This is a genomic window from Lutispora sp. QWL-02 (genome assembly GCF_058315355.1).
On record NZ_CM177762.1, the window covers coordinates 1,050,680 to 1,065,455 of the forward strand.

General features: G+C 36.7%; 9 protein-coding genes and 1 CRISPR repeat array. Of the genes, 7 read left to right on the forward strand and 2 right to left on the reverse strand.

Going from position 1 to position 14,776, the window contains the following annotated elements; translation table 11 throughout:
* Window positions 1-53: 53 nt before the first annotated feature.
* On the reverse strand, window positions 54-941 hold the full coding sequence (locus AC4HCY_RS04670) for a helix-turn-helix domain-containing protein (protein ID WP_491095490.1): 888 nt from the start codon (window positions 939-941) through the stop codon (window positions 54-56).
* A gap of 199 nt (window positions 942-1,140) precedes the next feature.
* On the opposite strand from AC4HCY_RS04670, the gene AC4HCY_RS04675 reads away from it, so the two are divergent.
* On the forward strand, window positions 1,141-4,374 hold the full coding sequence (locus AC4HCY_RS04675; protein ID WP_491095491.1) for a hypothetical protein: 3,234 nt from the start codon (window positions 1,141-1,143) through the stop codon (window positions 4,372-4,374).
* 78 nt (window positions 4,375-4,452) lie between these two features.
* Here AC4HCY_RS04675 and AC4HCY_RS04680 read toward each other — a convergent pair whose 3' ends face one another.
* The gene (locus AC4HCY_RS04680) at window positions 4,453-5,337 is read right to left on the reverse strand and encodes a helix-turn-helix domain-containing protein (protein WP_491095492.1); all 885 of its coding nucleotides are present in this window, start codon (window positions 5,335-5,337) and stop codon (window positions 4,453-4,455) included.
* A gap of 270 nt (window positions 5,338-5,607) precedes the next feature.
* Between AC4HCY_RS04680 and AC4HCY_RS04685 the strand changes: the two genes are divergently transcribed.
* The 6 genes from AC4HCY_RS04685 (at window position 5,608) to cas6 (ending at window position 14,715) form a co-directional block, all read left to right on the forward strand.
* Window positions 5,608-6,600 (forward strand): helix-turn-helix transcriptional regulator, encoded by a 993-nt coding sequence (locus AC4HCY_RS04685; RefSeq protein WP_491095493.1) that lies wholly within the window; start codon window positions 5,608-5,610, stop codon window positions 6,598-6,600.
* Window positions 6,601-6,903: 303 nt separating this feature from the next.
* A CRISPR array of direct repeats spans window positions 6,904-10,856; the repeat unit is 30 nt; unit sequence GTTGCTAGAGTACCTATAAGGAATTGAAAC.
* A gap of 201 nt (window positions 10,857-11,057) precedes the next feature.
* A complete protein-coding gene (locus AC4HCY_RS04690; RefSeq protein ID WP_491095494.1) occupies window positions 11,058-11,312 on the forward strand; it encodes a transposase in 255 nt (84 codons plus the stop codon).
* Complete coding sequence (locus tag AC4HCY_RS04695) at window positions 11,309-12,391, forward strand: IS3 family transposase (protein WP_491094696.1); 1,083 nt, start codon at window positions 11,309-11,311, stop codon at window positions 12,389-12,391. The genes AC4HCY_RS04690 and AC4HCY_RS04695 overlap by 4 nt, the downstream gene beginning before the upstream one ends.
* 549 nt (window positions 12,392-12,940) lie before the next feature.
* Complete coding sequence (locus AC4HCY_RS04700; protein ID WP_323433996.1) at window positions 12,941-13,162, forward strand: type II toxin-antitoxin system HicA family toxin; 222 nt, start codon at window positions 12,941-12,943, stop codon at window positions 13,160-13,162.
* A gap of 48 nt (window positions 13,163-13,210) precedes the next feature.
* Complete coding sequence (locus tag AC4HCY_RS04705; RefSeq protein WP_442916764.1) at window positions 13,211-13,564, forward strand: type II toxin-antitoxin system HicB family antitoxin; 354 nt, start codon at window positions 13,211-13,213, stop codon at window positions 13,562-13,564.
* Window positions 13,565-13,971: 407 nt separating this feature from the next.
* The gene (gene cas6, locus AC4HCY_RS04710) at window positions 13,972-14,715 is read left to right on the forward strand and encodes a CRISPR-associated endoribonuclease Cas6 (protein ID WP_491095495.1); all 744 of its coding nucleotides are present in this window, start codon (window positions 13,972-13,974) and stop codon (window positions 14,713-14,715) included.
* The last annotated feature ends 61 nt before the right edge of the window (window positions 14,716-14,776 follow it).

The following is a 14,776-nucleotide window of genomic DNA, read 5'->3' on the forward strand; positions in this document are numbered from 1 at the left end:
CCCTTTCGCCCTAATATATGGCGAAAGGGGGTAAAATATTGCTTTGCTCTCTCCTACAAGCTTAACCTATACTCTGTAGGAGACAGGCCTGTTTTTCTCTTAAAAGTCGATGTAAAATGACTGTGGCTGGAAAAACCGCATGCCATGCTTATCTCGGTGATAGTGTATTTGTTTGACTTCAGCATCTTTTTTGCTTTTTCAATTTTCAGATCCAGAAGATACTCGTAAGGAGTTTTGCTTGTCTGAGCTTTGAAATTTCTTATAAAACTATATTTGTCCATATTTATAAGACCGGACAATTCGTCATTGGAAATACCTACAGTATAATTCTCATTCATATAATCTATAACCTTTTTAATATTTTCCTTAAGACTAAAATTTACATTGTGAGGTTTAGAAGGCAGATTGTGTTTTATTTGTCTTATTAGATAAGCAGCAATCAGTGAACTTAGATTTTCTACAATGAATTCATAACCTATCTGTTTATACTTTAGTTCCTCTAAAAACAAGCGAGTTAGCATGCTCATATCATGGCTTACAACGAAGGACTCATTTGAGAAGGTAATATTAGAGGAATTATACAGTCCTCTGGCAATTTCGTTAATAAGACTATTTTCAATATGTATACCACAAAGACTGAACCCCTTATAATCTACGGCCATGCCATGCTCTTGCATTGGATTTATAGCAAAGAGCCTATTTTTTTTGCGATCCCATAGCCTATTGTCGATTATGGCTGAGGGCATATCAGCATAAGTAATTACAAACTCATAACCATCATGGAAATGGGTACCCCGAATAATATTTGCAGCTTTGGTAGTGAGGCAAACAGTTATCTTTTCGCTATAAAAGCTTTCCATAGACTTATGAGCATTATAAATATTATTAATAGGAATTAGGGCCGCTAGCTTTGCATCCTTTTCTAAGTCGACTGACATCATAATTCACATCCAGTATGATAAATTACTTGATTATATTATAACAGACCTTTTATCCTTAGAGATTATTTGTTTTTGTAACTTTCAAGCAAGAATATGCAATAAGCTGAAAGCTTTATTGTAAATTATTCCTTATGATAGTAATAAGAGTATCCATACTAGCAGTAATTCCTTATTTTTATAAGCCAAGAGGAGTGAAGAAATGTATAAACACAGTAAATTCATAGCATCTCTGATTTCATTAGTGATGATTTTTTCTATTGTGGTATCATCTTTTTCTGTTGTTCATGCAAGCGCGCCAATCAAAAGATCTCCTGCTACTGTTATACCAAATAAAAAAACACCACCTACTATTGAGGCTCCTAATCCAATCCGTTCACGCCCTCTAAAATTGACAAACACTGAGGCACCTGCACAGGCTAAAGGAGTCAGCTACAAGCTCAAAGAAGGGGTGGAAAGGCTGCCATCAGACATGGACTATAATTTGGAGCAAATAAAAATTGATGAGTTTGCATCCTTTGATACAAGTACACAGGACCAAACCAAAGACCTAGGAAAAGTTAATGGCATCAAATACAGACCAGGCTCAAAATTTTTGGTATTACCAAAGGAATTATCTTCAGCCTCAAAATTGCAGAAAAATAAAATATATATAAATGAAAATGAAGGATTAGCTTATAGAGTATTGGAGGAAGGGAAAACTGATTCCAATGGCAATAGCCAATATGTAGTAGATAATCCAAACCTGACAGAAATTTTTGAATCCTACAAAATACCTGCACAAGACATCAAACTAACTACAGGAAACATAGCTTATATGGCACCGGGTGTAGAATTAGACCCTGCAAGCGGCATGACCAAAGATTATTATGCAGCAGCAGGGGATAATGGCTACATCTCAGGCTATAAAAAAGAAGGAAATAAGCACATTTTAAACCTGACAGCAAACAAAATAATATTCCAATACCCTTCTAAAGAAGACAAGCAAAAGACAAAAGAGGAAAAGGAAAAAGCTGAGAAGGAGAAATTTGAAGGTGCTTGGTGGGATAAAGAAAAGGGCACTGATTTAAAGGGCTTTGAAGGCAAAGATGAATTGAGCGTAGAGGTAGCTATAAAAAAAGGGCAAATAGTAATAGAAGACCCCGTTTTTCATGCGGATTTCGACTTTCACTGGACCAGCTGGATGAAGGCTGATTTTTACTTTGAATCCAAGACTAAAGCAGACGTTACCTTTGTAGGGGATTTATCTATTGATAAAAGCATGGAAGCTTGTATATTCGGGTATGACATAAACTTAGGCTCAATAGGCGGGGAGGGAGACGGCAACAGAGCCTTTGTAGGAATATTTTTAGTCATGGGCGCTAATGGAAAAGTCCATGTGGAGGTGAGAACTACCACTACGGGCAGCGCAAGAGCCGGATACGAATATAAGGCATTGGGCTTTGGACTTCTTCCTTATAAAGTAGGACCTTATTGCAGATATAAACCTACCGGTTTTGATGCAGACTTTCAAATCGATGGAGAGCTTCATTTGGTAATGGCATGCGTTCCCCAAGTAGGTGTAATAATTTGGGGGCATAATATAGGTGCACTCCAAATCTGGGTAGGATATAAAGCTGATGCAAAGTTTGGCATCAGTGGAGGGGGTGGTTCTACTACGGATACTTCCTTAGCTAGCCATGCTTCTTTGGAGGCCAGCGGTTTTGCAAAGCTCTTGGGTATTTTATTTGACAAGGAATATGAAATCTTTAAGTTAGAATTTCCATTATATAGCGGAGAGTGGGTTGTCGGTGAAAAGGTAAACGCTGCAGGGGGAGATGGAATTGTGACTATTGCGGTGACTCCTAGTTTCCTTGTAAAAGCCGATGCCTATTACGATACTATAGAAGGGCAAATAGTCTTTGGCGAGGATAAACTGCCATTTGCCAATAGAGATTATCAAATAGAAATATGGAATTCAAGCCTGAAAGAATTAAAAACTACTATCCCCGGATATACAGATGCAGAGGGAAAATTCAATATAAATTCGAGAGGTTATTCATATAACCTTTTACCAACCGATAGAGTTGTTATTGATATAGAGCAATTTGATATATATATAGATGACTCTGCAGAGAAATACTTTAAAGTCGGTGATAAGGTATATGAGCTGACAGAAATCAAGAGCAAGGATGTTAAAGCAAGTGTTCCATTTACAAAAATAGACTTTAATGTAGATACAGTCAATGATCTTATTACAGGTACTGTTACGGGTAAATACGGTCAATTCAGCGGACCCATTGATATAAAAGTGGTAAATAAGAATTTTAGTGAAAAGAAATATAAGACAGCTGTAGTGGATGGGATATTCTCGCTGAAAGTGCCTATAGACCAAAATACTTGGAATGTATGGGCTGAGATAAACTGTGATGGTTTTATATTCCCCGATAATAAAGGTGTATGCAGAGAACCAAACTTGGGTGCATTGGAAATACATTTCTATAATGATTATACGCAGATAGAAAGCAATATAAATAGAGCGGAAATAGACGTAGAATTAAATATTCCAACACTAAATATTCCAGGGATGAGGCCTCCTAGCAAGCAGCAGGGTTCGATAATAGCAAATATAGATAAAGATGATGCAGGCAATAAGGTAATAAGACCGACAAAAGTATTTGGGACCATAACAAATAGTGGAGAAATGGGATCCGCACTTGTCCAGGGAGGCGATTATATAAGAGATTCTAGAATAAGCAACACTTCAGTAGAACCATATACAGGCAGCGTAAAGATAACATCCTTGCCTATAAAATCTGCTATGCTGGATATTATAAACAAAAAGGACCGTTCCAATTTGACTGATCCCATAGTGAATACCCCGGGATGGACAGCTGTAACTCAGGCAAAAAGGATAATAATGGAGGGTGAGGCAACATCCGCTGCCTTGTTCGAATTTGATAAGCCTGAGGTTTTGGCTTATGAAATAGAGATTGAGTATGAAGGACTGACCAAGACAGTGCGGTATAACCCATTTGTATTCCATTACGAACGAACGTTACAAAACATAGATGAATTTGCTCGTCAACCGTTGCAAAAAGACATAACCATAATAACAGAGGATAAAAAGGATGCAATAATAAACCCGGCAGATAGTTCGCTGAATAAATGGCAAGGCTCTTGGATTACAAATATCGGAGCAATGCAGCTGAAGCAGGAAGGCAACTTTATAAACGGGACTATCATTCAAAATGGCAAAGAATATGCTATAGAGGGCTCAATATCAAACGGGGTATTCAGAGGAAGCATACTGCTCCCTTCGGAATCCAGCATATTCGGTGATATAACATCCTTTGAAATGGATATGTCCAGTGATGGCAGGAGTATCAACTTCAAAAGCTTTGGCATGAATACGAAGCTAAAAGGCTTAAACGGAACAAAGGCTATAAAACAATAGAGATGAATAAGCAATAAAATTTACCCCCTTTTGCCACAAGCTACGGCTAAAGGGGGTAAAATATTGCTTCGCTTTGTCCTACAAACTTAACCTATATTCTGTAGGAGAAAGGCCTGTTTTTTTCTTAAAAGTTGATGTGAAATGACTGTGGCTGGAAAAACCGCATGCCATGCTTATTTCGGTGATAGTGGATTTGCTTGACCTTAGCATCTTCTTTGCTTTTTCAATTTTAAGTTCAATCAAATATTCATAGGGGGTTTTGTTTGTCTGGTTTTTAAAGATCCTTATAAAGCTGTATTTGTCCATTCTTATAAGCTGAGCCAACCCGGTGCATGAAACACCGGCAGCATAATTCTCATTCATATAGTCTATTGCTTTTTTGATGCTTTCTTTGAAATTGTTAGGCTTGTTATGAGGCTTAGCCGGAAGATTATGCTTTATATGCCTTACGAAATTACCAACGAGAAGCAGAGCAAGATTTTCTATCAAGAATTCATGTCCGACCTGTTTGTATTTCAGTTCTTCTAAAAATAGATTAACAAGAAGGATTATATCATGGTTTGCTATAAAAGAATCATTGGAAAAAACTATATTAGGCGAACCATATATATCATCGGCAACGCTTTGCATAGTGCATTTATCCACATGTATTCCACAAAGGCTGAAGCCTTCTATAGCAGTCAGCAATCCGTGCTCCTGCATAGGATTGATGGCAAACAGAGAGTTAGAAGGCTTATCATGCACTTTATTGTCTATAGTGACTGAAGGCATAGGAACACGGCAGACATCAAATTCGTAGCTATTATGGGCATGAGTTCCCTTGCTGATATTTGTAGTCTTATTGGTGTTGATTATAGCCATGTCGTTGCTGCAAAAATTTTCGACGATAATTTTTGAGTCCCTAATGTTTGTGAAAGGAATGGGACCTGCCAGGTTCATGACTTTTTCCATATCGACTGACATAAGCTTATTTCCCCCAATTAATGATATCTTGGCTAAGATGAAGCTTAACACGCGGCTAGGCTCTCTATATATTATATCAGGTATATTATGTTAGTAAGTATAAATTTTCTAATAATTCAGTATTACAAAAAGCACTGCTTCTATTATTTTTTGAAGGATTAACCATATTTGTGTCAAATAATACAATTAAATGTTTAAAATTTTATAAAACGCCCATATTCTGTCCGGACTATGAGGTATATTAAAAATAAGAGAAGCGGGAGGAATCTTATGAACGATGTTTCTCAAATCGAAAGACAGCTATACATACTATCACTGCTATCTGATAGTAAAAAAGGCTATACAGTAGATGAGCTTCATAAAAATCTTGATATGGTGGGGATTGATGTGAGCAAAAAAACCGTAGAAAGAGACATTGACTTTATATCTACCGGCAGCTTTTTCGTCATGGAAGAAAAAAGAGGCAAGAGTACGTATTATGTAGCAAACAAATTTGGCATAGAGAATATAACTTTCACCGCATCCGAACTCATATCTTTGCACTTTATCAAAGAACTGCTTAAATCCTATTCCATGCTTGATATCGGTAATACAGCCAGGCATCTTATAGACAGGATAATAAACAATCTGCCCCAACCGGATAAAGCCTATATAGAAACATTGAGTGAGTTGCTTAAAGTCAGAGAATCCTATATTGGGCTGGAAAAGCATCTCAATGAGGAAATCGTAAGCACTGTGAGAAAGGGCATTGAGTTTAACAAAAGACTTCTGGTGAAATATCATTCTTTCAACAGCAATGAGACCACAGAGAGACAATTTGATCCATACATAATTGAAATATATGAGGGCTGCTATCACCTTGTAGGGTATTGCCATCTAAGGAATTCAATCAGAGATCTGAGGATATCACGAATACAGGATGCCCGGCTTTTGGACGAGTCCTTCCAAAGACCAAAGAAATTCTATGAGAACTATAAAAGAGGCAGATTTGGAAAGCTTGTAGGAGAAGAGCAAATAAAATTAGTGCTGAAATTCAAAGGAGAATCTGCACGATATGTGAAGGAGTATGAAAGTTCAAAAGCTGATCTTTTGGTAGAAGAGCAAGACAGCAGCATTTTGTTTCAAAAAACCACTACTATGACGCCGGAAATCATCAAGTGGGTGTTGAGCTTCGGCAGTGACGTGATGGTGCTGGAACCGGATAAGCTAAGGGAAGAGGTTGTAGATGAGGTGAGAAGGATGATGGAGAGGTATGGGGAGTAGGGAGGGAAAGAAGGGAAAGGCAAGGTTGCCGGCAAAAATTTAAATATACTTGCCCACGATTTTCAATTTCAGCAAAAACAAAGTTATCAATAGAACTATATATTATAATCATAAGTCTTTATAAATTGTCGTCGCTCTCTAATAGCGTAAAAATACCTGGAGATCGACGACAATTTTTTTTGTATAGAAATTAACTATAGTTATGGTATATCAACCTGTTTACGATAATATATCTTTTGTTTAGAAAAATATATTGATTTGACAAAGAAATATGAAATGTAGTAGTATGAGGCTGTGAAATGGGTTACTAGAGTACCTATAAGGAATTGAAATCGCAGTCAAAGTGATTTCGGTATGCTCTGCCAATTGCATGTTACTAGAGTACCTATAAGGAATTGAAATTGGAAGATACTACTTCTTCCATTTCTTTTTTTGTCCGTTACTAGAGTACCTATAAGGAATTGAAATTCGCTGAGGATAAAGCATTAAAGGAGGTCAGAAAAGGTTACTAGAGTACCTATAAGGAATTGAAATATCAATTGAAGGACAAGATAGGCAATACAGAGGGTTCGTTACTAGAGTACCTATAAGGAATTGAAATTCTTTTCTACTACTTCTGTTTGTATAACAGGCTTTTCGTTACTAGAGTACCTATAAGGAATTGAAATCTGTGTTAAAGGCTCTCCATGTTCTCAAATCTGTTGGTTACTAGAGTACCTATAAGGAATTGAAATATGTTTAAATCTGCTGATGGTAGTCATCATATAAAAGCGTTACTAGAGTACCTATAAGGAATTGAAATTCACCCGAATACATAGAAGTGATGATGCTATTCATCATGTTACTAGAGTACCTATAAGGAATTGAAATATGAATGAATATGTGTTATATTTGGTAGTTTAGCTGGGGGTTACTAGAGTACCTATAAGGAATTGAAATATCTGCCTCCTACCACTGGATATTCCTTGTTTTGTAGTTACTAGAGTACCTATAAGGAATTGAAATCGTCAACAAGTTGTCTATGCTATGCCTGCTGTACTTTTCGGGGTTACTAGAGTACCTATAAGGAATTGAAATCGCTGCCATTGTGGAAATTATTCAGGCTAAAGAAAAAAGTTACTAGAGTACCTATAAGGAATTGAAATTGGGTGCTTTCCTTGTATGGCGATATGGTCTTAGGTTCGTTACTAGAGTACCTATAAGGAATTGAAATTTTCTTTCAGTATGATATTTTAGATATATTCCTCCGTTACTAGAGTACCTATAAGGAATTGAAATATGTCTGATCCTGTGTTGGTTATGCCTTCCCACAGTTCGCGTTACTAGAGTACCTATAAGGAATTGAAATGCGGATGATTGCGAAATGCTTCTTCATGAAGCAGACGTTACTAGAGTACCTATAAGGAATTGAAATTTTTGTGGCCTCAGACATTGCAAAAGCATTGGGCTGTTACTAGAGTACCTATAAGGAATTGAAATTCAAAAGAAATAGAAAATATCTATCCTGACTACAGCCGTTACTAGAGTACCTATAAGGAATTGAAATCCAAGATACGCAAACCACAAGCAGACCATCAACAGACCAGTTACTAGAGTACCTATAAGGAATTGAAATTTGGCAAAATCAAGAGGTGAGAAGATTGACTGACGCAGGTTACTAGAGTACCTATAAGGAATTGAAATTCTAGCACTACCCATAATGGCTCTCCTGATTGATGCTTGTTACTAGAGTACCTATAAGGAATTGAAATTTTTGACATGCCAGCAAATACGCTTCCGGCAGGCAATAGTTACTAGAGTACCTATAAGGAATTGAAATTGTTTCTAAGGGTAATGTCCTCAATTTTCTCCAACTCCGGTTACTAGAGTACCTATAAGGAATTGAAATTCATTTCTCTTTGCTCGTTCGGTGTCATTGTCTCTAGTTACTAGAGTACCTATAAGGAATTGAAATCAGGGCTTTCATGGGACGCCCGGCAAGGCAATTTAAGTTACTAGAGTACCTATAAGGAATTGAAATGCTTACAATTGCCGTTTGACTTTGCAATGCCAGTTATACGTTACTAGAGTACCTATAAGGAATTGAAATGTGGCTTGGCATGAGAAAATAGTAAAAGTTGAAGAGGTTACTAGAGTACCTATAAGGAATTGAAATAGGTTTTTGCTATCGGCAGTGCATTTGATGCCCCATTCAAGTTACTAGAGTACCTATAAGGAATTGAAATACTTCTAATCCACATATAATTCTCCTTTCAATTTTAAAGTTACTAGAGTACCTATAAGGAATTGAAATTAAAAACCACTATTCACGCCTACACCTCCAGTAACTCCGGTTACTAGAGTACCTATAAGGAATTGAAATACAAATCCTCATCATTTTTCTATAAGCGGAGCAGATGGGTTACTAGAGTACCTATAAGGAATTGAAATTATCAGAGGACCTATATCCTTCTTTGTGTATCTGAAGTAGTTACTAGAGTACCTATAAGGAATTGAAATCCGTCAATCCCTTAGCCATATCACCACCTCATTTATAGGTTACTAGAGTACCTATAAGGAATTGAAATGCTCAACCTAACATTCATCTTAAAACTCTATACATAGTTACTAGAGTACCTATAAGGAATTGAAATTATGATATCGTCAAGATGATAATTCAACCACCCTTGAGTTACTAGAGTACCTATAAGGAATTGAAATGTAAATGCCCTAAGTGTTCGGGTACAATGGTTTTAAAGTTACTAGAGTACCTATAAGGAATTGAAATCAAAATTGGCATTGGTATCTAATCACTTCTTTCACAACGTTACTAGAGTACCTATAAGGAATTGAAATTTTCTGATGATGCTACAACTATCTATACCATTTTCACAGTTACTAGAGTACCTATAAGGAATTGAAACAGGGTATTCTTGAAGTGGATGCAAGGTGAAGGATATATAGTTGCTAGAGTACCTATAAGGAATTGAAACCACAATATAGCAATCATGAATATATTCATGCTGTACACTGTTGCTAGAGTACCTATAAGGAATTGAAACAGCCATTCTTGACATGCTTTGATAATGTCGGTATCTAGTTGCTAGAGTACCTATAAGGAATTGAAACTTTGCATAAATCAAAACCTCCTTCGATAAACCCTTTTGGTTGCTAGAGTACCTATAAGGAATTGAAACAGGGCTTCAACATTCTTTGATCCACGTATATGCTCTAGTTGCTAGAGTACCTATAAGGAATTGAAACGAACGTGATAATAGGCGGTTAAGGACTGCGTTGGTGTTGCTAGAGTACCTATAAGGAATTGAAACTTAGAGGAGACCATGAAAAAACTTATTCTATTGATGAAGTTGCTAGAGTACCTATAAGGAATTGAAACTCTTTTACCTCAGAGCCCACATGAACATATGCTTTTCTTAGTTGCTAGAGTACCTATAAGGAATTGAAACATCTTTCAATACCGCCTAGAAACTTGTCCGGCTCAGTTGCTAGAGTACCTATAAGGAATTGAAACCAGCTCTAGTAAAAGAAGGATTGATTTACGAATCTAAAGGTTGCTAGAGTACCTATAAGGAATTGAAACAGTAATTGTGCAACCTTGCCTGCAAAGAAAATGTATAGTTGCTAGAGTACCTATAAGGAATTGAAACATGAATGGTGGCGATATTTTTAGTCTCCAGCAAATAGTTGCTAGAGTACCTATAAGGAATTGAAACACCAAGATAGTTGACAGGGTTGATGTTGTTGCCGTGTTGCTAGAGTACCTATAAGGAATTGAAACTGCGAATTGCAGAGGTATGGTTATGAGAAGAAAATGGAGTTGCTAGACTACCTATAAGGAATTGAAACATGTAATACTTCCCTCTCTCTTCATACATAATATCCACAGGTTGCTAGACTACCTATAAGGAATTGAAACACGCTCTATTTGCAGTATTAGAGCTATTATCGAACAATGTTGCTAGACTACCTATAAGGAATTGAAACATGTAATACTTCCCTCTCTCTTCATACATAATATCCACAGGTTGCTAGACTACCTATAAGGAATTGAAACCCAGTCCAAGGTCTTTGCTCGGCTATAAGTCTCAGGTTGCTAGACTACCTATAAGGAATTGAAACACGCTCTATTTGCAGTATTAGAGCTATTATCGAACAATGTTGCTAGACTACCTATAAGGAATTGAAACCGAGGGAGCGTCTTATTCCCAATACCGTCACCAGCATCAGTTGCTAGACTACCTATAAGGAATTGAAACAGGTTTATGGTACCGCTTTGAACATTCAGCAGCCAAATTGCTAAAGAATTAAGCATCCCTAAGACTACTATATATCAATGGATAAAAACATGTAAAGAAAATAAAGATGAAGTTGTAAATACAAATAAGGTTCCTAAAAAATGGAGCTCTAAAGATAAATTTCATGTTGTTTTAGAAACCTCTACTCTCACGGAAGAAGGATTGGCAGCCTATTGCCGAAGAAAAGGTCTATATGTAGAAGAAGTAAAAGAGTGGACAAGGCAATGCATAGATGCAAATATAAAAGATAGTAAAGATCCTGAAAAATTAGAAGAAGAACTTAAAGCAGAAAAACAGAAAATAAAAGTCTTAGAGAAAGAATTAAGAGTTAAAGAAAAGGCTTTGGCAGAAACTGCTGCTTTATTGGTATTAAGAAAAAAAGCACAAGCGATTTGGGGGGACCCCGAGGAAGAATGATCAGTTCCTCAGATCGCGCAATTGCAGTAGAACTGATCGATGAAGCAAGAAAAGCTGGAGCTAGATTAAAGCCGACATGTAAAATACTTCACATAAGCGAACGTACATACCAAAGATGGACTCAGGAAGGAAATGTTAAAGAAGATCAACGTCCTATAGCAGAAAGGCCTTTACCTAAAAATAAACTGACAAAGGAAGAACGGGAGGAATTATTAAAAACAATAAATAAGCCGGAATATGCTGATTTAGTGCCATCGCAGATAGTGCCCAAGCTTGCGGATGATGGGGTGTATTTAGCCTCAGAATCCACTATACACAGGATATTAAAACGAGAGGAGATGGATACAAAAAGAAGCAAAACTCAGGCACCTGTAAAAAGAGAAATACCAACACATATAGCTATAGCCCCTAATAAAGTGTGGACATGGGATATCACCTGGCTTAATGCATCTATCAAAGGAATGTACTACAAACTTTATTTAATAATAGATATGTTTAGCAGATTCATAGTAGCTTATGAAGTATGGGAAACGGAAAATGCAGAGTACTCAGAAGCCTTAGTAAGGAAAGCCTTGCTGTCACAAAATATAGCTGGGAGACCCTTGGTATTACATTCAGACAATGGAAGCCCCATGAAAGGAGCAACATTTCTTGCAACTTTAGAAAAGCTAGGTGTACAAAGCTCCTTCTCAAGGCCAAGAGTAAGCAATGACAACCCTTATTCAGAATCGCTATTTAAAACAATGAAGTATAGGCCACAGTATCCATCGAATGGCTTTGGAAGCTTAGAGGAAGCGAGAAAATGGGTAGCAAAGTTTGTGGACTGGTACAACTACAGCCATTTACACAGTGGTATAAATTTTATAACACCTTATCAAAGGCACTATGGATTAGGTGATAGAATAATGGAGAATAGAATAAAGGTATATGAAGCAGCAAGGGCAAGACACCCTGAGAGATGGGTTAAAAATATTAGAGATTGGTCTTTGCCTAAATATGTAGCATTAAACCCTGTAAAAGAGATTGAATATCAAGATTTTGAAATGAAAGAACATCAATGTGGAGAATCAGGAGCGTAGAGATTTGGCTTGCGAACCATTGATATGGAGAAGCCTATATGGTAGCCTCAATTTAAAGGGCAGGGCTTACTATATAGTACGCCCCTAAGCACTACAACCATATAGGTAGAGGCTCCATGTCAATGTCAAATCGGCTAATGACATTATAGCCACGGGCTTTAAAATACGTACTATAAAAATTAATGCGACAACTTACTTGACAAGCTCCGCTCATGCCTTCATCTGAACTTGGCGTGGTCGTTGCTAGAGTACCTATAAGGAATTGAAACTATCATATCATACACAAGCAAAGCTAATGTCAGCGCGTTGCTAGAGTACCTATAAGGAATTGAAACTCCTTTCCCTCAACTTCATACTAAACCCCCTAATCTAGTTGCTAGAGTACCTATAAGGAATTGAAACCTGTATATAAATCAGAACTTCACCGGCTGTCCATGTTATGCTGCCTTTATTATGATTAAAATATTTTTATAAAGAAAAGGTTAAGATACAATTGATTTGTGGTACTATATATGATACTATATCAATGAAGAAGGAGGTGACTAAAAGGTGGGAGTTGACAAAACAATAAGTAAGATGAAGAAACAGCCTAACGGAATAAAATTCAATGAGATTGCTAAAGTATTAAATGCTTGTGGATATGAATTAGTAAGATGCGCAGGTTCACATAGACAATTTAGGAATGAGCGAGGAGAAGTTATAACCATAAAAGAAGAGAATCCTCTGAAGGCTGTATATATAAAAGATGTACTTAGGAGAATAGGGAGATAAAAAATTCCCTTGATTCTTCACGATACAATTAACTCCCACCTTTCTGAAATGGATAAAAAGAATATTGACTATTACATGAGTTTACCATACAATCATTTGATACAGCCGGTTACAGATGAAAGCGGCAGTTATTATTATGGCAGGGTATTAGAATTAGATGGCTGTCAAAGCACAGGAGAAACCTTTGAAGAAGCTTATTCAAGCTTACGAGAGGCGATGAGAAGCTGGCTTGAAGTAAAAATTGAATATGGAGATCCTATTCCTGATCCTGCGGGAGATGAAGATTACAGCGGTAAATTTATTCTTAGAATTCCAAAGAGCTTGCATAAAAGATTAGCGATTGAAGCACAGCAAGAAGGAGTCTCATTAAATCAATATGCAATGTATAAATTGAGCAAATAGAGCCGAAAGGCTCTTTTTTCTTTCCAAAACGACATAGCAGAGCGGAAGTGTGGAGGATATCCGAGGTAAAAGCTTTGTAAACATCTATCTCTTTCCTATAAGCATTTCTGAAGGCTCATAAATTATTAAGTTCTTTTCAAAAATTTGAAGGATTATCCAGAAATATGTCAAATATTCTAAAATAAATCATGAAAATTTATTTTAAATACCCATACCCTGACCCAACTATAGGCTATTATAAAATAGAATAAAAAATATTTTATTCTATTTTAGTATCCTTCTCTGCGAGAATTAAAGATGTAATTCTATACAGCGATAGGGACAAAATCAGAGGAATAAGAAGCCTATAATAGGATCAGACAAGGACATGCAAAACAGTATGAAAAGCAGATGGGAGGCGATGATACTTGAAGCAGCAGATATATTTCAAACCAATAAATAGAGATTTTCTAGTATTGCCGATACAGTATAATCACATGATTCAAGGAATGATATACGATTCTTTAAAAGCTGAATTAGCCGATTTTTTGCACGGAAAGGGGTTTTCTAATGAGAAAAGATCCTTTAAGATGTTTACCTTTTCAAGACTTATGGGGAACTACACAATAGACAAAAATAAAGAAAAGATCATATTTAATGATGCTTTGAGCTTAGTGATATCATCTCCTTATGAAGAATTTTGCAGTTCTCTTGCAACGGGATTGCTGGTGAAAAAAAGTATACGATTAGGGGATACAGAGTTAGAAGTAGTCCAATCCATAATGGAGAAAGAAATCGTAAAGGATGAAGAAATAAGGATACAGACTTTATCTCCTATAGTGGCTTACAGCACCTTTTTAAGGCCTGATGGCAGAAAGTATACTTGTTATTTTGAGCCTGGTGAAAGCTATTATAATGAATTAATAGAAAATAATCTAAGGAAAAAATACGAAGCATTTTATAAAGAAGATGCGCCCGAAGGTGGCATTATGGTTAAGGCGTTGCATAAACCCAAGCTTTCTGTAATTAATTATAAACAAACAATCATTAAGGGATATTCGGGCAGATATGCTTTGACGGGACCCATGCCGCTTCTGCAAATGGCAGTGGACAGCGGGCTGGGAAGCAAAAATAGCCAGGGATTCGGTTGCATCGAGTTGATAAAGAATTAGAGAAGGCAGGACACCTTCTCTAATAACCCTAATAGGTAGTCTATGAACCTTGATAAACCAA